Annotated in this window: 18 protein-coding genes; 7 read left to right on the forward strand and 11 right to left on the reverse strand. The window is 52.5% G+C overall.

The window, feature by feature from the left end; all coding sequences use genetic code 11:
* Positions 1-147: 147 nt before the first annotated feature.
* Together mobB and mobA are read right to left on the reverse strand one after the other, a co-directional pair.
* Positions 148-672, reverse strand: coding sequence for a molybdopterin-guanine dinucleotide biosynthesis protein MobB (gene mobB / locus MT962_RS14440; RefSeq protein ID WP_024559175.1), 525 nt, complete (start codon positions 670-672; stop codon positions 148-150).
* The gene (gene mobA / locus MT962_RS14445; RefSeq protein ID WP_125454285.1) at positions 672-1,253 is read right to left on the reverse strand and encodes a molybdenum cofactor guanylyltransferase MobA; all 582 of its coding nucleotides are present in this window, start codon (positions 1,251-1,253) and stop codon (positions 672-674) included. The genes mobB and mobA overlap by 1 nt, the downstream gene beginning before the upstream one ends.
* A gap of 68 nt (positions 1,254-1,321) precedes the next feature.
* Here mobA and MT962_RS14450 point away from each other — a divergent pair, with 68 nt between their 5' ends.
* The 3 genes from MT962_RS14450 (at position 1,322) to dsbA (ending at position 3,305) form a co-directional block, all read left to right on the forward strand.
* On the forward strand, positions 1,322-1,591 hold the full coding sequence (locus MT962_RS14450; protein ID WP_024559173.1) for a YihD family protein: 270 nt from the start codon (positions 1,322-1,324) through the stop codon (positions 1,589-1,591).
* 76 nt (positions 1,592-1,667) lie between these two features.
* Entirely contained in the window at positions 1,668-2,654 is a 987-nt protein-coding gene (locus MT962_RS14455) for a serine/threonine protein kinase (protein WP_247365940.1), read from the forward strand.
* A 27-nt stretch (positions 2,655-2,681) separates the two neighbouring features.
* The gene (dsbA, locus tag MT962_RS14460; protein WP_024559171.1) at positions 2,682-3,305 is read left to right on the forward strand and encodes a thiol:disulfide interchange protein DsbA; all 624 of its coding nucleotides are present in this window, start codon (positions 2,682-2,684) and stop codon (positions 3,303-3,305) included.
* Between the two features lie 20 nt (positions 3,306-3,325).
* On the opposite strand, the gene MT962_RS14465 is transcribed toward dsbA, so the two are convergent.
* Entirely contained in the window at positions 3,326-4,234 is a 909-nt protein-coding gene (locus tag MT962_RS14465) for an acyltransferase (RefSeq protein WP_247365942.1), read from the reverse strand.
* Between the two features lie 436 nt (positions 4,235-4,670).
* Between MT962_RS14465 and polA the strand changes: the two genes are divergently transcribed.
* Complete coding sequence (gene polA / locus MT962_RS14470) at positions 4,671-7,457, forward strand: DNA polymerase I (RefSeq protein ID WP_024559169.1); 2,787 nt, start codon at positions 4,671-4,673, stop codon at positions 7,455-7,457.
* Between the two features lie 296 nt (positions 7,458-7,753).
* Here polA and yihA read toward each other — a convergent pair whose 3' ends face one another.
* Positions 7,754-8,392 (reverse strand): ribosome biogenesis GTP-binding protein YihA/YsxC, encoded by a 639-nt coding sequence (gene yihA / locus MT962_RS14475; protein WP_024559168.1) that lies wholly within the window; start codon positions 8,390-8,392, stop codon positions 7,754-7,756.
* Between the two features lie 590 nt (positions 8,393-8,982).
* Between yihA and yihI the strand changes: the two genes are divergently transcribed.
* Positions 8,983-9,495 carry a Der GTPase-activating protein YihI gene (yihI, locus tag MT962_RS14480; protein WP_024559167.1) on the forward strand — a complete coding sequence of 171 codons (513 nt, stop codon included), beginning with the start codon at positions 8,983-8,985 and terminating at the stop codon, positions 9,493-9,495.
* Between the two features lie 182 nt (positions 9,496-9,677).
* Positions 9,678-11,051, forward strand: a complete 1,374-nt coding sequence (hemN, locus tag MT962_RS14485; protein WP_024559166.1) for an oxygen-independent coproporphyrinogen III oxidase — start codon at positions 9,678-9,680, stop codon at positions 11,049-11,051.
* Positions 11,052-11,078: 27 nt separating this feature from the next.
* On the opposite strand, the gene MT962_RS14490 is transcribed toward hemN, so the two are convergent.
* The 4 genes from MT962_RS14490 to glnA form a co-directional block, all read right to left on the reverse strand.
* Positions 11,079-11,201 carry a YshB family small membrane protein gene (locus tag MT962_RS14490; RefSeq protein WP_139025660.1) on the reverse strand — a complete coding sequence of 41 codons (123 nt, stop codon included), beginning with the start codon at positions 11,199-11,201 and terminating at the stop codon, positions 11,079-11,081.
* A gap of 111 nt (positions 11,202-11,312) precedes the next feature.
* Positions 11,313-12,722 (reverse strand): nitrogen regulation protein NR(I), encoded by a 1,410-nt coding sequence (gene glnG / locus MT962_RS14495; protein WP_024559165.1) that lies wholly within the window; start codon positions 12,720-12,722, stop codon positions 11,313-11,315.
* An 8-nt stretch (positions 12,723-12,730) separates the two neighbouring features.
* On the reverse strand, positions 12,731-13,780 hold the full coding sequence (gene glnL, locus MT962_RS14500; RefSeq protein WP_024559164.1) for a nitrogen regulation protein NR(II): 1,050 nt from the start codon (positions 13,778-13,780) through the stop codon (positions 12,731-12,733).
* Between the two features lie 143 nt (positions 13,781-13,923).
* Positions 13,924-15,333 (reverse strand): glutamate--ammonia ligase, encoded by a 1,410-nt coding sequence (glnA, locus tag MT962_RS14505; protein WP_024559163.1) that lies wholly within the window; start codon positions 15,331-15,333, stop codon positions 13,924-13,926.
* A 378-nt stretch (positions 15,334-15,711) separates the two neighbouring features.
* Between glnA and typA the strand changes: the two genes are divergently transcribed.
* Positions 15,712-17,535 carry a ribosome-dependent GTPase TypA gene (gene typA / locus MT962_RS14510; RefSeq protein ID WP_024559162.1) on the forward strand — a complete coding sequence of 608 codons (1,824 nt, stop codon included), beginning with the start codon at positions 15,712-15,714 and terminating at the stop codon, positions 17,533-17,535.
* Positions 17,536-17,631: 96 nt separating this feature from the next.
* Here typA and ompL read toward each other — a convergent pair whose 3' ends face one another.
* The 3 genes from ompL to MT962_RS14525 form a co-directional block, all read right to left on the reverse strand.
* On the reverse strand, positions 17,632-18,318 hold the full coding sequence (gene ompL, locus MT962_RS14515; protein ID WP_024559161.1) for a porin OmpL: 687 nt from the start codon (positions 18,316-18,318) through the stop codon (positions 17,632-17,634).
* Between the two features lie 75 nt (positions 18,319-18,393).
* Positions 18,394-19,818, reverse strand: coding sequence for an MFS transporter (locus tag MT962_RS14520; RefSeq protein ID WP_247365943.1), 1,425 nt, complete (start codon positions 19,816-19,818; stop codon positions 18,394-18,396).
* Positions 19,819-19,861: 43 nt separating this feature from the next.
* The gene (locus MT962_RS14525; RefSeq protein WP_048888714.1) at positions 19,862-21,244 is read right to left on the reverse strand and encodes an MFS transporter; all 1,383 of its coding nucleotides are present in this window, start codon (positions 21,242-21,244) and stop codon (positions 19,862-19,864) included.
* Positions 21,245-21,274 lie beyond the last annotated feature (30 nt).

Here is a 21,274-nt window from a genome sequence, read left to right on the forward strand (position 1 = left end):
TATGACCGGGTTTTTTGCTATTCAGCGGTACAGCAACGCCTTCTCCTGCCCGCTAAATCAGCTACTGAAAATATCCCACCCTCAGAACGAAAGGCCGTATATGTTTATGGATAGCTCACTTTACCTGTAAAGTCCCGCAAGCTTCCTTCAAAGCCCCTGTTCATCTCTCTGCGTTTTCAGCCATAAACGAATAAACCCGGCAATCTGTTCAACGTTATTAATATCAAATTGTGGAAGGGCGCTGCTAAGTTCAGTGTCTGTAGCAATAGCGATAACAAACTCATCAAGCCGCAGTTCATCAACCCTGTGTCCGGCAGCTTGTCGAAACAGCAGTAGTTTTGGCAGAGCTTCCTGTTTAAACCCCTCCACCAGAATAAGATCTAATGAAGCGGCGTCCATACGACTGGCCAGATAATTTAGATCAAGCTCCGGTAACTCCGGGGTTTCAGTCATCAATGCCCAGCGTTTTTGGCTGGCGACCAACGTCTGATACGCGCCGGCATGACGTAATTCATAACTGTCTTTACCTGGCTTATCGACATCCATCTCATGATGGGTATGTTTGATAATCCCAACGCGAATGCCCTGCTGACGCAGCAAGGGAATAAGCTGCTTGAGCAACGTTGTTTTCCCCGTACCGCTCCATGCGGCAATACCCAATAGTGGAACCATTATTTTTCCTGCCAGTAAGCCAGATCGTCCGTTGTATTAACGTTAATAAAACAGGCTGCTTCGTGATGAAAAGAGACACTATGTCCGCCCCTCTCGTGCAGAAACTGCATTACGCGACGTTCGCCTTTCACAAGATAATCGTAAAGCGGTTTTTCCAGTGAGCAATGAAGCAGTGCGAGGGTAGGATGATCCCGCTCTCCATCATGCACCCAGACGGCGCAAGCGTCCTGTCGCTCTTGCCATAGCCTTTCGGCCAGATCTGGCGGAATACGCGGCGTGTCGCAGGGGCAAAAGAGATACCATTCGCTTTTCATTTTTTGCATCGCAGCAAGCATGCCTGCCAGCGGTCCCGGGTAGTCTGGCAGCGTATCGCTGATAACCTCTAAACCGCTTTGTCGGTACTCTTCTGTATTACGATTAGCATTAATGGCGACTTGTGAAACCTGCGGAGATAAACGCTGAGCAACATGCTGCCAAAGCGGCATGCCTCTCAATAGCTGTAAACCTTTATCTTTACCCTGCATGCGTTTTGCCTGCCCACCTGCCAGAATTACACCGGTTATTAGGTTATTTCTCACAATGTATACCACCTCTTTTCTTGTGGGTTTGAGCCTGCTAACGTGTCATTCTCAAGCAAAAGGAGCTTATTATGAAGTGCAAACGCCTGAATGAAGTTATCGAACTGCTGCAGCCAGCCTGGGAAAAAGAACCCGATCTCAACTTGCTGCAATTTTTGCAGAAACTGGCGGCTGAGTCAGGTTATACCGGCGATCTCGTTGACCTCTCTGATGACATTCTTATTTACCATCTTAAAATGCGCGACAGTGCCAAAGATGCCGTCATTCCTGGCATTCAGAAAGATTACGAGGAAGATTTCAAAACCGCCCTGCTGCGCGCCCGTGGCGTAATTAAAGAGTAAAACCTTGTAAGCGGATCCACCACGAAGGTCACAAGATGCTATCCTGAGCCATTCGCTTTGCTTTGCGGCTATTGGAATGACAGATAAAGCTTTTACTTTCCAGACATTACATCCGGATATGATCATGGACGCCCTGTTCGAACAGGGTATCCGTGTTGATTCGGGCCTGACCGCGCTTAACAGCTATGAAAACCGCGTCTATCAATTTCAGGATGAAGATCGTAAACGCTACGTAGTGAAGTTCTATCGTCCGCAGCGCTGGAGTGCGGAGCAGATTGGCGAAGAACACCAGTTTGCGTTGGAGTTGCTGCAGGACGAAGTGCCGCTCGCCGCCCCGCTGCGCTTTCATGGAGAGACGCTGCTTACCCACCAGGGATACTATTTTGCCGTGTTTCCAAGCCTTGGCGGACGTCAATACGAAGCTGATAACCTCGATCAAATGGAGTGGGTAGGACGCTATCTTGGTCGTATTCATCAGTGTGGACGGCGCATGCGTTTTCAGCATCGTCCTGATATTAGCACTCAGGAATACTTAATTGAGCCCCGGCAGGTTTTTGAACAACACGCGCTTATTCCCGCTTCGCTCAAAGCCGCTTTTCTTAGCGCAACGGATAAGTTAATTGAGGCTGTGACAGCCCAATGGCATACCCGTTTTGAATCGCTTCGTTTGCATGGCGACTGCCATCCGGGCAATATTCTCTGGCGCGATGGTCCTTTGTTTGTTGACCTTGATGATGCGCGTAACGGTCCCGCTATACAGGATCTCTGGATGCTGCTCAACGGTGATAAAGCCGAACAGCGCATGCAGCTTGAAACCATCATTGAAGCGTACGAAGAATTTATGCCCTTCAACCTTAACGAGTTGTCCCTGATTGAGCCTTTGCGCGCTATGCGTATGGTCTATTACCTTGCGTGGCTGCTCCGCCGCTGGGACGACCCCGCTTTTCCCAGAAGTTTTCCCTGGCTTGCCGAGGAGGACTACTGGCGCAGACAGACTGCCATTTTTACCGAGCAGGTCAGGGTTCTTGGTGAACCCCCACTACAATTAACGCCAATGTATTAATCAGTAATATTCAGGAGAAAGTTGATTATGAAAAAAATTTGGCTGGCGCTGGCAGGCATGATCCTGGCTTTTAGCGCCTCGGCGGCGCAGGTTACCGATGGCAAAGAGTATATTACTTTGCAAAAACCGGTAGCTGGCGAACCCCAGGTGCTGGAGTTCTTTTCCTTCTATTGCCCGCACTGCTACCAGTTTGAACAAGTGCTGCATGTCTCCGACACGGTGAAGAAAAAACTGCCGGAAGGCACCAAAATGACCAAGTACCATGTCGAATTCCTGGGCCCGTTGGGTAAAGATCTGACTCAGGCGTGGGCGGTAGCAATGGCGTTGGGCGTTGAAGATAAAATTACTTCACCAATGTTTGAAGCTGTACAAAAAACCCAGAGCGTTCAGACTGTCGCAGACATCCGTAAGGTGTTTGTCGATGCGGGCGTAAAGCCGGAAGAATACGACGCGGCATGGAACAGCTTTGTGGTGAAATCTCTGGTCGCGCAGCAGGAAAAAGCGGCTGCCGATTTACAACTGCAGGGCGTGCCGTCCATGTTTGTTAACGGCAAATATCAGCTGAACCCGCAGGGTATGGACACCAGCAATATGGACGCGTTTGTCCAGCAATATGCGGATACCGTGAAATTCCTCGTCAGCCAGAAATAATCTCGATAATAAAACGCCGGTCATCGACCGGCGTTTTTGTATTTCTCTGCAATGTGTTCCAGCATCGCATCCTTCTCACTCCACAGGCTATTCAGCCAGAGCTGGAAACCACGCTTGAAGTTTTTATCGTTTACATAGTCTCCATGTAATTCTTCAGCAATCGGCAGTAAATTTACACGTACGACGATCCGCGTAAGTTTACCGCTGAGCATGTCATAGAAAGGTCTCTCGTTATTTTCCGGATAGCTCAGCGTCACATTGAGTAATTTATCAAACTGCTTACCCAGGACATTCAACGCCATAGCGATCCCTGCCGCTTTCGGTGGAAGTAAGCGTTTATAAGGAGAACGCTGCTGCTGACGTTTTTCTTCCGTAAAGCGCGACCCTTCCACAAAATTAACGATAGTCGTAGGGTGGTAACGGAATTTTTCACAGGAACGACGAGTGGTTTCTACATCTTTGCCGCGCCTTTCCGGATGACGCAGGAGATAGCTGCGTGAATAACGGCGCATAAAAGGCATATCCAGCGCCCAGCAAGCCAGACCAATGAAAGGGACCCAGGCAAGCTCTTGTTTCAAAAAGTATTTATTCATCGGGATATGTTTGCGGAATAATACGCACAGCACCACGATGTCGGCCCAGCTGTGATGATTGCAAATAAGCAAATACCAGTTCTTCTTGTTAAGCCCTTCTAATCCTTCTACATCCCATTTCAGACGCGGATTTAAATGGAGCAGTATGGCTAACCCCTCGCACCAACAATACATCATAAAATTGCAAAAGGCGGAGACGGAACGCCAGACCGACGGGAAAGGTAAAATAAGCTTAACGATGCCCGCCGCAATGATAGGGATAGAGCAAAAAATGGTTACCATGAAGGTAAGCGCGATACTAAGAACCAGCGTTATCGCGGCGAGTAATCTCGGCATAATGGCTTTTTCAACGAGTAATAATAAAAGAATATGGGCAATAAACTGAAGGAAACGATCTTACCAGAAAACCGCGGTCAGCAAGACGCCTAAACGTAACCGGGTTTAAAAGCGACAAATTTGTAAAAGAAAATAGCAGCTTAATAATCCAGCTAAGCTTTTTATATCCACATTAATATCTTACCTTAATGAGATAGTTAACCAAATTATTAATAACATAAATAATTGATCCACATGGATTTTTAGCTTGCGAAGCGGGAAAATTATATTTCGTTATTAATGGCTTAGAAAACTGTGCACAAAGTTATCCACAGACGGGCTCTGGAAGCGATCTCGCGGATCGACAATTCTTTCGCCTCCGGTGGCCTGAAAAGTTCATGTTTTTTGCCAGGCTATGGCATCCTTTATCCATAACTTGATAATCAGGCACGGACACATGGTTCAGATCCCAGAAAATCCCCTTATCCTCGTTGACGGCTCTTCTTACCTCTACCGGGCTTATCACGCTTTTCCACCGCTGACCAACAGCGCAGGCGAACCGACAGGTGCGATGTATGGCGTACTGAATATGCTGCGCAGCCTGTTATTGCAGTATCAACCAACGCATGCGGCGGTGGTTTTTGATGCTAAAGGAAAAACGTTCCGCGACGAATTGTTTGAACACTATAAATCCCATCGGCCGCCCATGCCGGACGACCTTCGCGCGCAGATAGAACCGCTGCATGCGATGGTGAAAGCGATGGGGTTGCCGCTGCTTGCCGTAAGCGGTGTAGAGGCGGATGACGTTATCGGCACGCTGGCGAAAGAAGCTGCTGCTGCAGGCCGCGCGGTACTCATCAGCACCGGCGATAAAGACATGGCGCAGTTGGTTACGCCGCAGGTCACCCTTATCAACACGATGACCAATACGATCCTTGGTCCGGAAGAAGTACAGACCAAATATGGCGTGCCGCCGGAGCTTATTATCGATTTTCTGGCGCTGATGGGGGACTCCTCGGACAACATTCCAGGCGTGCCGGGCGTAGGTGAAAAAACCGCGCAGGCGTTGCTGCAGGGGTTGGGCGGGCTTGATTCGCTTTATGCCAACCCGGAGAAAATCGCCGAGCTTTCATTCCGTGGCGCGAAAACCATGGCGGCGAAGCTTGAACAGAACAAAGAGGTCGCTTATCTCTCCTATCAGTTGGCCACCATCAAAACGGATGTGCCGCTGGATCTGAGCAGCGAGCAGCTTGAAGTACAGCAACCGCTGGTGGATGACCTGCTGGGGCTGTTCAAACGCTATGAGTTCAAACGCTGGACCTCAGATGTCGAGGCCGGGAAGTGGCTGCAGGCCAAAGGAGCTAAGCCCGCCGTTAAGCCGAAAGAGACCATCCAGATAGACGCGGAGCCCGAAGAAGAAGCGGTAGCGCTCTCTTTTGAAAATTACGTCACCATTCTTGATGAAGAGACGCTGCAGGAGTGGATTGGCCGTCTGAAAAAGGCGCCGGTTTTCGCTTTTGATACCGAAACCGACAGCCTTGATAACCTGACCGCCAGCCTGGTCGGCCTCTCTTTCGCCACTGAGCCGGGGCTCGCCGCCTATGTACCGGTGGCGCATGATTATCTGGATGCGCCGGATCAGCTCCCGCGCGAGCGCGTGCTTGAACTGCTTAAGCCGCTGCTGGAAGATGAAACGCTGCTGAAAGTGGGACAGAACCTGAAATATGACCGGGGCGTGCTGCAGAACTATGGCATTGAACTGCGCGGCATCGCATTCGACACCATGCTGGAGTCTTATATTCTCGATAGCGTCTCTGGCCGTCACGATATGGACAGCCTCGCCGAGCGTTGGCTTAAGCACCAGACCATCACTTTCGAAACCATTGCCGGCAAAGGTAAAAATCAGCTCACTTTTAATCAGATAGCGCTTGAAGAGGCGGGGCGTTACGCAGCGGAAGATGCTGACGTAACTCTGCAACTGCATCTGAAGATGTGGCCGAAGCTGCAAAAATACGCCGGCCCGCTCAATATCTTCCAGAATATCGAAATGCCGCTGGTGCCGGTGATTTCGCGCATTGAGCGTAACGGCGTGAAAATCGACCCGGCCGTGCTGCACGCGCATTCGGAAGAGATAACGCACCACCTGGCGGAGCTTGAGCAAAAAGCGCATGAAATTGCAGGCGAGCCGTTTAATCTCTCTTCAACCAAGCAGCTGCAAACCATTCTGTTTGAGAAGCAGGGCATCAAACCTTTGAAGAAAACGCCTGGCGGCGCGCCGTCCACTTCCGAAGAAGTGCTGGCGGAGCTGGCGCTGGACTATCCGCTGCCGAAAGTTATTTTGCAGTACCGCGGTCTCGCGAAGCTCAAGTCGACGTATACCGACAAGCTGCCGCAAATGATCAACCCGAAAACGGGCCGCGTTCATACTTCTTATCACCAGGCCGTGACGGCGACCGGACGGCTCTCCTCGACCGACCCGAACTTGCAGAACATCCCGGTGCGTAATGAAGAGGGCCGCCGCATCCGTCAGGCGTTTATCGCGCCAGATGACTATCTCATCGTCTCTGCGGACTACTCGCAGATTGAACTGCGCATTATGGCGCATCTCTCTCGTGATAAAGGTCTGCTGAAGGCGTTTGCCGAAGGCCAGGATATTCACCGCGCCACCGCCGCGGAGGTATTCGGCCTGCCGCTGGAGAGCGTTTCTGCTGAACAGCGCCGTAGCGCTAAAGCGATTAACTTCGGTCTGATTTATGGCATGAGCGCTTTTGGTCTTTCTCGTCAGCTGAATATTTCTCGTAAAGAATCCCAGAAGTATATGGATCTTTATTTCGAGCGCTATCCGGGCGTACTCGAGTATATGGAGCGCACCCGTAAGCAGGCGAAAGAGCAAGGCTATGTTGAGACGCTTGAAGGGCGTCGTCTGTATCTGCCGGATATCAATGCCAGCAACGCCGCGCGGCGTGCGGGTGCTGAGCGCGCGGCTATCAACGCCCCTATGCAGGGCACGGCGGCGGATATCATTAAGCGCGCCATGATAGCTGTGGACGCCTGGCTGCAGGAAGAGCAACCGCGGGTGAAAATGATCATGCAGGTGCACGATGAACTGGTGTTTGAGGTGCATAAAGATGACCTCGAGGCGGTGTCGCAGAAGATCCATCATCTCATGGAAAGCAGCACGAAACTGGATGTGCCGTTGCTGGTGGAAGTAGGCAGCGGGGAAAACTGGGATCAGGCGCATTAACGGCGGTGGCGTTATAGCCGTTTTATGTAACTAAGCAACATAACTCATAGCATTTTGTGATGATCATTAGAATTCGCTATGTAAAGAGTGAAAAAAAACTACAAAAAGTGCTTTGTAGGTCCGGGAAAAAAGAGTAGAGTTAAAGACGTAGGGTACAGAGGTAAGATGTTCTATCTTTCAGACCTTTTACTTCACGTAATCGGATTTGGCTGAATATTTAGCCGCCCCAGTCAGTAATGACTGGGGCGTTTTTTATTGTCTGAAGAAAAAGCGGCGCGGGGCAAACCCGCACGCCATCACGCCTCTTCGGCGTTCTCGTCAGCCGTCGCGGGCGGCACCTCATTAAACCAGCTATCCAGCTTGTGACGCAGTTTATCAACGCCCATTTTCTTCAGCGAAGAGAACATCTCTACCTGCACGTCGCCGTTAAACGCGATAACCGCTTCGCGCACCATATTGAGCTGCGATTTTCGCGCGCCGCTCGCCAGTTTATCCGCTTTAGTCAGCAGCACCAGCACCGGGATCTGGCTGTCCACTGCCCATTCAATCATCTGCTGATCGAGATCCTTAAGCGGATGGCGAATATCCATCAGCACGACCAGCCCCTTCAGGCACTGGCGTTTCTCCAGGTATTCGCCCAGCGCGCGCTGCCATTTGCGTTTCATCTCTTCCGGGACTTCGGCATAACCGTAGCCTGGCAAGTCCACCAGGCGCTTGCCTTCTGCAACTTCAAACAGGTTAATAAGCTGGGTGCGCCCCGGCGTCTTACTGGTGCGCGCCAGGCTCTTCTGGTTAGTGAGCGTATTTAACGCGCTGGATTTCCCCGCGTTAGAGCGACCGGCAAAAGCGACTTCAATGCCGCTGTCGGCAGGAAGGTGGCGGATATCTGGCGCGCTGGTGACAAAGTGCGTCAGTTGATAATTCCAGTTAGTCAAAACGGTTTTCTCCGTCAGAGGATAAGCAATTGCCGGGATTATACCTGAACATGGCCGAAAGGCTGTGTTAATCCTGGCGGCAGGCTTACAACGGTCCCCCGGCGGTTTGTAAGCGATCGGCTATTCCTGCTTTAAGATTTCTCAGGAAAAATCAGTAACATGCAAAATTTAAGTTAAGTAAAACAGCAAGTTATGCGTACAGAACTTTCTGAAAGTCCTCCCGTAATGGCTTCGCTTGCTTGTGAGACGGCGAGATCCTGGTAAAGTAGACAGCACAGGCAAGGCAGCCTCGGGAGAGGATTTCCGCAAGAGGATGCTGATGCGTCAGGATGACGAGAAAAGGATTATGGCCAGGCTGGCCCGCCCAGGGAAGCGGCGTTAAAAGGGAAAAGGAAAGCAACACGGAGCGTTGCAGGCTTAGGGAAAGACAGGGGTTGTCGAAAAGCTACAGGGACGGGAAAACCGGTGACCGGTATAGAGTCAAGAAAAAGGGCGACAGGTAAATAACCTGTCGCCTTTTTTCTTTGCTTGCTTTCTGCTAGATTCCGCCGCAATTCTATACTGATCAAAACGGCTCAAGACGATATCCCATGAAGCAACCAACCTCTGCAGGGCGCAGCAAAAGCGGCGCAAAAGCGCATCGTAAGACACGCGAAGAAATTAACCAGGAAGCGCGCGACCGCAAGCGCGAGAAAAAGCACCGCGGCCATGCGCCGGGTAGCCGCGCCACAGGGGCGACCGCAGGCTCAAAAGGTAAAGGCGGTGCGCAGGCGAAAGATCCGCGTATCGGCAGCAAAAAGCCGATTCCTCTGGGCGTAACTGAAGCGCCTGCCAAAAAGCAGCCTAAACCGAAGAGCGAGAAACCGATGCTTTCACCGCAAGCCGAACTGGATATGCTGGAAAACGACGAACGCCTGGATTCCCTGCTGGAGCGCCTGGAAGAGGGCGAAACCATCAGCGCTGAAGATCAAGCCTGGGTGGATGCGAAACTCGATCGCATCGATGAGTTGATGCAGCAGCTTGGCCTCTCGTATGACGATGACGACGAAGAAGAGGAAGAGGGCCAGGAAGATATGATGCGTCTGCTGAAGGGCGGCAACTAAGATCCGATGGGCCTGCCGGTTCTGCTCATACTCCTTCCAATAGTATGTTATCTGGTGTGGTTATTCGTTAAACTACAGCGGCTGTCGCGGCGGCAGAAATGGCTGCGCAGCCGGCTTATCCCTCATCAGGCGGGTAGGCCTGTTCGCCGAACGCGTCGGCGACACCGTCGGAAGGAGTGAGCATGTCTGAGCAGTTAATCGACTGGGATCTGGCCCTTATCCAGAAATATAACTATTCCGGGCCGCGCTATACTTCGTATCCCACCGCCCTTGAGTTCTCCGAATCGTTTGGCGAGCAGGCGTTTGCCGAAGCGGTGGCGCGCTACCCAGAGCGCCCGCTTTCGCTCTACGTTCATATCCCGTTTTGCCACAAGCTCTGCTATTTCTGCGGCTGCAACAAGATAGTGACCCGTCAGCAGCATAAGGCGGACCAGTATCTCGATGCGCTTGAGCAGGAAATTGTCCATCGCGCGCCGCTTTTTGCCGATCGTCGCGTCAGCCAGCTGCACTGGGGCGGCGGCACGCCAACTTATCTGAATAAAGCGCAAATCAGCCGCCTGATGGCCCTGCTGCGCGGCCATTTCCGCTTTAACGAAGATGCGGAAATCTCCATTGAAGTGGACCCGCGTGAAATCGAACTGGATGTGCTCGACCATCTGCGTGCCGAAGGCTTCAGCCGCCTTAGCATGGGAGTGCAGGACTTCAATAAAGAGGTGCAACGGCTGGTAAACCGCGAGCAGGACGAAGCATTTATATTCGCTCTGCTTAAACATGCGCGTGAGATTGGCTTCACTTCCACCAATATTGACCTGATTTACGGCCTGCCGAAGCAGACGCCGGAAAGCTTCGCCTTTACCCTGAAGCGTGTGGCGCAGCTCAACCCGGATCGCCTCAGTGTCTTCAACTACGCGCACCTGCCGAACCTCTTCGCGGCGCAGCGTAAAATCAAGGAAGCGGATCTCCCTTCCGCACAGCAGAAGCTCGACATTCTGCAACAAACTATCCAGTCGCTGACGCAGGCGGGCTACCAGTTTATCGGCATGGACCATTTCGCCCGTCCGGATGATGAGCTGGCGATTGCCCAGCGCGAGGGCGTTTTACACCGCAACTTCCAGGGCTACACCACCCAGGGCGATACGGATCTGCTGGGACTTGGCGTCTCCGCCATCAGCATGCTTGGCGATTGCTATGCGCAAAACCAGAAAGAGTTGAAGGTTTACTATCAGCAGGTGGATGAGCAAGGGAATGCGCTATGGCGCGGCCTCGCGCTTACGCGCGACGACTGCATCCGCCGCGATGTCATCAAGGCGCTGATTTGCAACTTCCAGCTGTCGTTTGCTGAGATTGAAAGGGCGTGGGCGCTGCGCTTTGCTGAGTATTTTGCTGAAGATCTGGCGCTGTTAAAACCGCTGGCGCAGGATGGGCTGGTGGATATCAACGAGCAGGGCATCCGGGTGACGCCGAAGGGCAGGCTGCTTATTCGCAACATCTGCATGTGTTTTGATATTTACCTGCGTCGCAAAGCGCGGCTTCAGCAGTTCTCTCGGGTGATATAAAAAAGGCGGGTTTAAAACCCGCCTTTTTTAACTAAAGAAATTGACCAGCGCCGCACAGAGCAAAGCCGCTATCGCCGTTTGCGGCGTATGGCTTGCTGCCGCGCCGGCTTCGGCGCTGTGCGACACCAGTTGAATTAATGATTCCAGCATGTTGATCCCCCCGCGTGAACGCGCACGATCATACTGAACTCATTATCACAGTAAAGTACAAAATTAACGCAGTTTGCGCGAAGTGGCGGTTTTTTACACAGAGCCGCCGCGTTACTCCATGCCCAGCTCTTTAAGCTTGCGCGTCAGGGTATTTCTTCCCCAACCAAGCAGCCGCGCCGCTTCTTGCTTATGCCCCTGAGTATGACGTAAAGCGGTGGTCAGCAACGTACGCTCCATCTCCGGCTGCGCTTCTGAAAGCAAGTTTTGATGACCGGAACGCAACGCCCGATCGGCCCACTGCGCCAGCAGCGTCGCCCAGCTGTCCGGCAGGCTCTGGGAGGGGCTGTCCGGCACGCTGGTTTCAAACAGTTCGCTGGGTAGATCCTGAATCAGCACCTCCTGACCCGCCGCCATCACCGTTAACCAACGGCAAGTATTTTCCAGCTGGCGCACGTTGCCAGGCCAGGCGAGGCGGGTCAGCGCCGCTTCGGTTTCCGGATGGAGCTGTTTAGCCTCTACGCCCAGTTCGCGTGCCGCTACCTGCAGGAAATGGCGCGCCAGACGCGGGATATCTTCCCGGCGTTCGCGCAGCGGCGGTAAATGCACGCGGATGACGTTCAGACGGTGGAAAAGGTCCTCACGGAATTTCCCCTCCTGCACGCGCAGCTCCAGGTTCTGGTGCGTTGCGGCGATAATACGCACATCAACCTTTACCGGCGCATAGCCGCCGACGCGGTAAAACTGGCCGTCGGCCAGTACGCGCAGCAGACGCGTCTGCACATCAAGCGGCATATCGCCGATTTCGTCTAAAAACAGCGTGCCGCCGTCGGCCTGCTCGAAGCGACCCTGACGAATCTGGTTAGCGCCGGTAAACGCCCCTTTTTCATGACCGAACAGCTCAGACTCAATAAGATCCTTCGGTATCGCCGCCATGTTCAGCGCGATAAACGGCGCCTTCACGCGCGGGCTATGGCGATGCAGCGCGTGAGCGACTAGCTCTTTACCGGTGCCCGATTCGCCATTAATCAGCACGCTGATTGAGGAACGGGAAAGACGGCCGATAATGCGAAACACATCCTGCATTGCCGGCGCTTCGCCGATGATATCCGTGGTAGGCCCGAAAACCTGCACGTTGCGCGGCTGCTGTTGCTCCTGATAGTGGCTGATGGCGCGCTCTACCAGCGCCACCGCCTCGTCGATATCAAACGGCTTCGGCAGATAATCAAACGCGCCCTGCTGGTAGGCGCTGACGGCGGCGTCCAGATCGGAATGCGCCGTCATTATGATGACCGGAAGCATGGGATGACGCTGTTTGATCTGCTTGAGCAGCGCCAGGCCGTCCATGCCCGGCATGCGAATATCTGAAAGCAGGACGTCGGGCGTTTTGGTCGCCAGCGCGTCCAGCACTTCGCTTGCGCTTTCAAACGTGGTGCAGCTTAAGCCTGCGCCGGTAAGCGCGCGTTCCAGAACCCAGCGGATGGAGCTATCGTCATCAACGATCCAGACTATCCCTCGTTGCATAGAGACCTCTACTTCCGAATAGGCAGGTAAACCGAAAACTCGGTATGACCCGGCCAACTGTTAAATTCGATTTTTCCCGAATGCTGATCGATAAGATTTCGGGCGATGGAAAGCCCCAGACCGGTGCCGCCTTCGCGGCCACTGACCATTGGGTAGAACAGCGTATCCTGCAAGTGAGCCGGGATGCCCGGCCCGTTATCTTCCACATCAATTCTGGCGGCAAGGCGATAGCGAACGCCGTGTAAGGTCAGCTGGAAGGCGGTGCGGGTGCGCAGCACAATTTCGCCGCCTTCCTCGCCCAGCGCCTGCAACGCGTTGCGTACAATGTTCAGCAACACCTGCTCAATCTGGTCCGGGTCATGGGCGAACTCGGGCAAGCTTGGGTCGTAATCACGCACCAGCGTTACGTTTTCCGGCAGCTCCATCGACACAAGCTTCACCACGCGCTCCGCGACTTTGTGGATGCTTTCCGTCACGTGCATGCCGGGCTGCTGCGGGCCGAGCAGTCTGTCCACCAGATTGCGCAGGCGATCGGCCTGCTCAATGATCACTTTGGTGTATTCGGTTAATGTCGGGTCCGGCAAGGCTTTACTTAACAGCTGCGCCGCCCCGCGCAGACCGCCGAGCGGGTTTTTAATTTCGTGCGCCAGTCCGCGAACTAAATCGCGAGCCGCTACCTGCTGCGCATGCTGCAGTTGTTCCTGGCTCAGGCGGCGCTGGTTATCCATCGGCGCCATTTCCAACAGAATAAGCCCTTCCGGCAGCCGTTGCGCCGTGAGGGAGAGAATATGCGAGCGGCCGTCAATCACCAGCGTGACTTCGTTATCAGTAAAGCCCTGCCCTGCGTTCAGGCTCTCCTGCATCAGGCTGATGTTAAGAGAAAAATAGCTCAACAGCTCCGGCAGTGGAGTGCCATAAAGCTTGCGAGAACTTTGCGCCAGCAGCTGTTGCGCCGCCGGGTTCGCGTAATGCACCGCGAGTTCGTCATCAACCAGCAAAATACTGTTGATGAGTGAATTGAGGATCTGCCCAGCATCGGGCAGCGTGCCTGTTGCCATTCAGCAGTCTCCCAGGTTGCACCAATTTAGTGCAGTATAACGTTTTGCGACATAAAATCGCCTGAAAACAGCGCCAGCATGGAGAAAAAAGCCCATCCGAAGATGGGCTGAAAGTTTCCACGGCAACAAAAAATGACTTCGGATTAAACGCTGTAATACAGTTCGAACTCTACCGGGTGCGGCGTCATGCGCACGCGGTCGTTCTCTTCGATACGCAGCGCGATGTACGCATCGATAGCATCGTCGGTGAACACGCCGCCTGCGGTCAGGAACTCGCGGTCCTGATCCAGCGCCTGCAGGGCTTCTTCCAGAGAACCGGCAACCTGCGGGATCTCTTTCGCTTCTTCCGGCGGCAGATCGTAGAGGTTTTTGTCCATTGCTTCGCCCGGGTGGATTTTGTTCTTAATACCATCCAGACCGGCCATCAGCAGCGCTGCAAAGCACAGGTACGGGTTAGCCGCCGGGTCCGGGAAGCGAACTTCGATACGACGCGCTTTCGGAGACGCCACCACCGGGATACGGATAGAAGCGGAGCGGTTACGCGCGGAGTAAGCCAGCATAACCGGCGCTTCGTAACCCGGAACCAGACGCTTATAAGAGTTGGTGGTCGGGTTGGACAGGGCGTTGATCGCTTTAGCGTGTTTGATTACGCCGCCGATGTAATAAAGCGCCTGTTCAGACAGACCCGCATATTTGTCGCCAGAGAACAGGTTGGTGCCATTCTTGGACAGAGACATGTGGCAGTGCATACCGGAGCCGTTGTCGCCGAACATCGGTTTCGGCATGAAGGTCGCGGTTTTGCCGAAGCGGTGAGCCACGTTGTGCACGACATATTTGTAGATCTGAATTTCGTCCGCTTTTTTGGTCATGGTGTTGAAGCGGGTTGCCACTTCGTTCTGGCCAGCAGTTGCGACTTCGTGGTGGTGAGCTTCAACGACGAGGCCCATCTCTTCCATGGTCAGACACATCACGGAACGGATGTCCTGAGAAGAGTCGACTGGCGGAACCGGGAAGTAACCGCCTTTTACGCCCGGACGGTGACCTTTGTTGCCACCTTCGTATTTGGTGGAGGAGTTCCACGCGCCTTCGATATCGTCGATAGCCACGTGAGAACCAGAAATTGAGCTGCCGAAGCGAATATCGTCAAACAGGAAGAATTCCGGTTCCGGCCCGAACAGCACGGTGTCCGCGATGCCGGTAGAACGCAGGTATTCTTCAGCGCGTTTCGCGATGGAGCGCGGGTCGCGGTCATAGCCTTGCAGGGTGCCCGGTTCCAGGATGTCGCAACGAATGATAAGGGTAGGCTCTTCATAGAACGGGTCAATGACAGCGGTGGAAGCGTCCGGCATCAGCACCATGTCGGATTCGTTAATGCCTTTCCAGCCACCGATGGAAGAGCCATCAAACATTTTGCCTTCTTCAAAGAATTCGGCGTTTACCTGGTGAGCAGGGATAGTGACGTGCTGTTCTTTACCTTTGGTATCGGTGAAGCGCAGATCGACAAACTTCACCTCATGCTCGTTCAGCATCGTCAAAACGTGTTCAGCGGACATACTTAACTCTCCCGGATTTGTCATTGTCGTCGTGGTAACGAGGTCTTCAAACACTGCTTAAAAAGGCATTGGCGCCATGAATAGAATAAAGCGAAAAGTGTGCCAACTTTTAAAATGCCTGCAAAAGGCGCTATGATGCGCACCATAGTGCAAAAGGGATGCACCATTGTGGATAAATTGCACCAATATAGTGCTTGTGTGTAAAAATAAAGCACTGTGTTGGTGCAATTTGCGTTATGTCTCCCTTTTATCGCTCCGTGAAAGCGATCACAAAGCCCGGCAGCTAAACTTGTTTGGGAAGGAAGTCTGTGATCCTGTTTAGTCCTTCGATTAATACGTGTACAATAACGCGCTATTTCTAATGCCTGAGGCAAAGTTGTGATCGAAAATCTGCGTAACATCGCCATCATTGCGCACGTTGACCACGGTAAAACTACCCTGGTTGACAAACTGCTCCAGCAATCCGGTACGTTCGACGAGCGTACTGAAGCACAAGAGCGTGTGATGGACTCCAACGATTTGGAGAAAGAGCGTGGGATTACCATCCTCGCGAAAAACACTGCCATCAAATGGAATGATTACCGTATCAACATCGTTGATACCCCAGGGCACGCCGACTTCGGGGGTGAAGTAGAGCGTGTCATGTCCATGGTTGACTCCGTGCTGCTGGTGGTTGACGCGTTTGACGGCCCAATGCCGCAAACGCGCTTCGTGACCAAGAAAGCATTTGCCCATGGCCTGAAGCCTATCGTCGTTATCAACAAAGTCGACCGTCCGGGCGCGCGTCCTGACTGGGTTGTCGATCAGGTCTTCGACCTGTTTGTAAACCTGGACGCTACCGACGAGCAGCTGGACTTCCCTATCGTTTACGCTTCCGCGCTGAACGGCATCGCAGGTATGGACCATGAAAACATGGCTGACGACATGACCCCGCTGTACCAGGCGATTGTCGACCATGTTCCGGCGCCGGACGTGGACCTTGACGGCCCGCTGCAGATGCAGATCTCCCAGCTTGATTACAACAACTATCTGGGCGTTATCGGCATCGGTCGCATCAAGCGCGGTAAAGTGAAGCCGAACCAGCAAGTCACCGTTATCGACAGCGAAGGTAAAACTCGCAACGGTAAAGTGGGCAAAGTGTTGGGTCACCTGGGTCTGGAGCGTATCGATACCGATCTCGCGGAAGCGGGCGATATCATCGCGATTACCGGCCTTGGCGAACTGAACATCTCCGACACCATCTGCGATCCGCAGAATGTTGAAGCGCTGCCGGCCCTGTCTGTCGACGAGCCGACCGTGACCATGTTCTTCAACGTCAACACCTCACCGTTCTGTGGTAAAGAAGGTAAATACGTTACCTCTCGCCAGATCCTGGACCGCCTGAACAAAGAGCTGGTGCACAACGTTGCGCTGCGCGTTGAAGAGACCGAAGACGCTGATGCGTTCCGCGTTTCTGGCCGCGGTGAACTGCACCTTTCCGTGCTTATCGAAAACATGCGTCGTGAAGGTTTCGAACTGGCGGTTTCCCGTCCGAAAGTTATCTTCCGCGAAATCGACGGCCGTAAACAAGAGCCGTTCGAAAACGTAACGCTGGACGTTGAAGAGCAGCATCAGGGTTCTGTCATGCAGGCTCTGGGCGAGCGTAAAGGCGATCTGAAAAACATGAACCCGGATGGCAAAGGGCGCGTACGTCTTGACTACGTGATCCCAAGCCGCGGCCTGATTGGCTTCCGTTCTGAGTTCATGACCATGACCTCCGGTACCGGTCTGCTCTACTCCACCTTCAGCCATTACGACGACGTTCGTCCGGGCGAAGTGGGCCAGCGCAACAACGGCGTGCTGATCTCCAACGGTCAGGGTAAAGCGGTAGCGTTCGCGCTGTTCGGTCTGCAGGATCGCGGCAAGCTGTTCCTGGGTCACGGTGCGGAAGTTTATGAAGGCCAGATCATCGGTATTCACAGCCGTTCTAACGACCTGACGGTAAACTGCCTGACCGGTAAGAAACTGACCAACATGCGTGCGTCTGGTACAGACGAAGCCACGGTTCTGGTTCCGCCTATCAAGATGACTCTGGAGCAGGCTCTGGAATTCATCGATGATGACGAACTGGTGGAAGTAACGCCGCAGTCTATCCGTATTCGTAAGCGTCATCTGACGGAAAACGATCGTAAACGCGCTTCGCGCGGTTCGAAAGAAGACTAATAGCTGCGTAATGGTCGTTGCTATGAAAAAGCCGCTGAGTTTAGCGGCTTTTTTTATTGCTTCACGTCATTGCTTTTCAAACGCCGGATAATAACGTCAGAAGGAATATCTCAATCCTAAACGAATACGATACTGTTCCTTGTTATACGCATTCCATCTGTCGAGCCACTGAAGCTCCAGGTAAGGCAGCCAGTGTTGATCCACTTTATATCTGAAACCATTGGTAATTTCCCAGTGATGATCTTTACCATTTTTGCTGTGGTAATCATTCACCCGCTGGAAAAAATGCGGCTCAAAGATATAAGTGAATTGATCGGTTAATTTAAAACTCCAATAGTTTGCAAACTCATGGGTGTCATTTTTATCCATGTTCCCATTAAAGTCGGGCGTATCATAATTTGTGCGGTTGTAACGATAACGGAGCGTCAGATTAAACCAGTCAGTGAATTTATATTTAGTATCTAAATAGACAGCGCCACCTGAACCGCTTCGATTGTCATTAATAAGCGCGCCAGGCTGGAATGTTAATCTGTCGGTGGGTTTGAACAGCGGATACCATGCTTCTATCTCATTATAGCTGTGCTTCAGTTCATCCCATCGGCCGACATTATAGGCATTTGTCGCCATAATGCCTGCGCCCATGTCAAAGTTATAGCCAGCCCGAAGAATAACCTCATGCAAATCAGAGGCGGTGTTGTAGGCCTCGCGTGTTTCGACATATGCGCCTGCCAGAACAGAGCAGGACACGGAAGAAAAAAGCATAACGGTAACGACTCTTTTCATAGTTTTTCCATGTATAAAGTACAGAAAGGCCTCCCCTCCTGTTTAACAGGAGAGAATTCATGGCCGGGTTTATAGTTATAAAGTGACTGCTGACGCTTTATTTTCAGTATTAGTTGCAGATTGCTGGCACGATTTATTTTTACGCGTACTTATCTCCTCAATAATAAAAGCGAAACGTTTTTCATTCAGTTTATAAAAGAAACCCATAATTAATGCAGCTATTATCGCCAGGCCACAGGGCCAAAGAAATATAAGCTGGCGCAGACCAAGCAACGTTGTCGCGCTTTGAAGCGTATTTGGAACATAACCAATCTGCGTCAGCATAATGCCGGGTAAAAAACCGGCCAGCGCTGCGGAAATTTTTCGAGAAAAAGTATAACCGGTGTAAACCGACCCTTCGGTGCGGATCCCGGTTTTCCATTCGCCATAATCAACCGTGTCCGGAACCAGCGCCCAGTTCAGGCTATTAACAAATGCCGTCCCGAAAAAAGCCATACAGGAAAAAAACACAAACATCAGCGAGCTGCTGCCCCAAAGAAAGTTCAGCACGTCGCCGGTTGCCCATAACGTTAGCCCGCCAAGATAAACCTGCTTTTTACCAAACCGCTTTACCGCGCCAGGCACCAGGAAAACGCCGATCAGAATGCAGCCCATGCTGAAAAAGCCCATCCATGAAAGCAGATGAATATCATTCAGCACGTACTGGGTGTAATAAACCTGAATGGCGAGTTTGATATTAAAAGCAGCCAGCGTACAGAGATTAGCGATACACAGCACCAACAGCGGCGGGTTACGGAAAATGGCGCAGAACGATTTAATCATGCTGGGTTTATGATGCTCAGGCGTTACCTCCACATAGCGCTCTTGCACCCCGTTATAGCACCACCACATGCAGAGTAATCCGCAGAGGGCGAACAGCAGCGCAGCGAAAAAATAGCCCTGGGAAGGGTTGGCGTTAAAAAGCGACTGCACTGGAATAAAACCTACCGTACACAACAATAGCCCAAGCGTTGCGCCTCCCTGACGCCATGCAGCAAGCTGCGCGCGTTCGTCAGGGTTTTTAGTGATGGCGGGCACCATGGCGCCATAGGAACAGTTCATCAGACTGTAAAAAAGGCCAAACATCATAAACAGGACGGTAGCGATGGCGGTTTTTACCGTCAGGCTAAAGTCGTTAGCCATAAATTGCGCCGTGGCGACCAGCGCAACGGGTACGGAAGCATAAAGAATAAAGGGCCGGAATTTGCCATTCTCACCAATATTGCGGCGGGAATCTAACAGCACCCCGGTCAGCATATCGGTAAAAGCGGTAAAAAACTTCGCCACCAGGAAGATAACCCCGCCATAAAATGCGGGCATGCCCAGTTCATCGGTATAAAACTTCAAAAGATAAAGCGTACCGATGCAAAGCATCAGGTTTGAGCCAAAATCACCCATTCCATAGGCGCATTTTTCACGCAGGCTCAGTTTTAGCGTCAGCGGATCAGCGTTACGGTTCATCATCGCCCCCACAGCGCCCTTGCGGGCGCTCTGTCAAAAACGTTCAGGCCATACGTTTACGCATTTCTATCTCTTCAACGATGCGGACATACATCTTCTCGTTGAGGTTATAGAAGCATCCCATCGCGACTATGGTGATAACCGCCAGCACGCAGGGGTAGATAAAAATCAGCTGTCGCAGACCTTCGACCGTGCCTGCGGATTGCGCCACATTAGGCACATAGCCTATCTGCGTGAGCATTATGCCAGGGAAAAAACCGGCCAACGCCTGAGAGACTTTGCGAAAGAAGGTAAAGCCGGTGTAAACCGTGCCTTCCGACCGTATGCCGGTGCGCCATTCCCCATACTCCACCGTATCGGAAACCAGCGCCCAGTTCAGGCTGTTGACGAAAGCCGAACCAAAGAATGCCAGGCAGGAAAACGCGACAAAGCTCACCGAACCGCCGCCCATCGTGTAGTTGAGCAAATCCCCCGCGATCCATATCAACAGGCCGCTGATATAAACTTTCTTTTTGCCGAAGCGGCGCACCGCGCCAGGCATTAAAAAGACGCCGATGAAAATGCATCCCATGCTGAAGAAACCCATCCAGGAAAGCAGTATCGGATCGTTAAGAACGTACTGGGTGTAATAGACCTGAATGGCCAGCTTGACGTTGAATGCCCCCAGCGTGCAGAGGTTGGCTATACAGAGAATGAAAAGCGGTCGGTTGCCCGCAATGGCGCGAAAAGATTGTAAAAGACCAGGCTTGTGCGCCGGGCTTGCAGGCTGTGCTTCTACGTAGCGCTCTTTCACCCCGGCATAGCACCACCACATAAAAAACAGGCCGCACAATGAGAACAACGTAGCGGCGAAGATATAGCCCAGTTGCTGATTGCCTTCGATAAGGTTCATTACCGGTACGAAGCCAACCGTACAGAGCAGCAGCCCAAGCGTCGCGCCGCCCTGTCGCCATGCCGCCAGCGAGGCGCGCTCATTGGGATTTTTGGTTATAGCGGGCACCATCGCGCCGTAAGAGCAGTTCATCATGCTGAAAAACAGCCCATAGAGCATGAACAGCACAGTCGCCATCACTGTTTTGCCGGTGATTTCAAAAGGCGTGCCGACAAAATTAGCGATAGCCAGCAGCGTCACGGGAAAGGCCGCATACAGAACGAAAGGACGGAATTTGCCTTTAGGGCCGATTTTACGCCGCGAATCCAGCATGATGCCGGTACCCATGTCGGTAAACGCGGTAAAGAACTTGGCTATCAAAAAGATAATGCCGCCGTAGGTGCCAGGGAGTCCCAGTACGTCAGTATAAAATTTCAGTAAATAGAGCGTGCCGATATCCAGCAGGATATTGGAACCTAAGTCGCCCATGCCATAGGCAACTTTTTCCTTGAACGGCAGGCGCAGGGTGGCCGGGTCGGATACGTGTTGACTCATTATATTTCTCCTTCTGCCCGCAGGAGAGTG

The organism is Franconibacter sp. IITDAS19 (genome assembly GCF_023079515.1).
GTDB classification, from domain to species: domain Bacteria; phylum Pseudomonadota; class Gammaproteobacteria; order Enterobacterales; family Enterobacteriaceae; genus Franconibacter; species Franconibacter pulveris.

What these genes read in the sequence shown, in the direction of transcription:
- MT962_RS14455 (WP_247365940.1), top strand. Translation starts at nt 1,668, where the DNA reads ATGACAGATAAAGCTTTTACTTTCCAGACATTACATCCGGATATGATC.
- MT962_RS14490 (WP_139025660.1), bottom strand. Translation starts at nt 11,201, where the DNA reads ATGCTGGAATCATTAATTCAACTGGTGTCGCACAGCGCCGAAGCCGGC.
- glnG (WP_024559165.1), bottom strand. Translation starts at nt 12,722, where the DNA reads ATGCAACGAGGGATAGTCTGGATCGTTGATGACGATAGCTCCATCCGC.
- MT962_RS14525 (WP_048888714.1), bottom strand. Translation starts at nt 21,244, where the DNA reads ATGAGTCAACACGTATCCGACCCGGCCACCCTGCGCCTGCCGTTCAAG.
- MT962_RS14450 (WP_024559173.1), top strand. Translation starts at nt 1,322, where the DNA reads ATGAAGTGCAAACGCCTGAATGAAGTTATCGAACTGCTGCAGCCAGCC.
- polA (WP_024559169.1), top strand. Translation starts at nt 4,671, where the DNA reads ATGGTTCAGATCCCAGAAAATCCCCTTATCCTCGTTGACGGCTCTTCT.
- glnL (WP_024559164.1), bottom strand. Translation starts at nt 13,780, where the DNA reads ATGGCAACAGGCACGCTGCCCGATGCTGGGCAGATCCTCAATTCACTC.
- MT962_RS14465 (WP_247365942.1), bottom strand. Translation starts at nt 4,234, where the DNA reads ATGCCGAGATTACTCGCCGCGATAACGCTGGTTCTTAGTATCGCGCTT.
- yihI (WP_024559167.1), top strand. Translation starts at nt 8,983, where the DNA reads ATGAAGCAACCAACCTCTGCAGGGCGCAGCAAAAGCGGCGCAAAAGCG.
- glnA (WP_024559163.1), bottom strand. Translation starts at nt 15,333, where the DNA reads ATGTCCGCTGAACACGTTTTGACGATGCTGAACGAGCATGAGGTGAAG.
- MT962_RS14520 (WP_247365943.1), bottom strand. Translation starts at nt 19,818, where the DNA reads ATGAACCGTAACGCTGATCCGCTGACGCTAAAACTGAGCCTGCGTGAA.
- ompL (WP_024559161.1), bottom strand. Translation starts at nt 18,318, where the DNA reads ATGAAAAGAGTCGTTACCGTTATGCTTTTTTCTTCCGTGTCCTGCTCT.
- dsbA (WP_024559171.1), top strand. Translation starts at nt 2,682, where the DNA reads ATGAAAAAAATTTGGCTGGCGCTGGCAGGCATGATCCTGGCTTTTAGC.
- mobB (WP_024559175.1), bottom strand. Translation starts at nt 672, where the DNA reads ATGGTTCCACTATTGGGTATTGCCGCATGGAGCGGTACGGGGAAAACA.
- hemN (WP_024559166.1), top strand. Translation starts at nt 9,678, where the DNA reads ATGTCTGAGCAGTTAATCGACTGGGATCTGGCCCTTATCCAGAAATAT.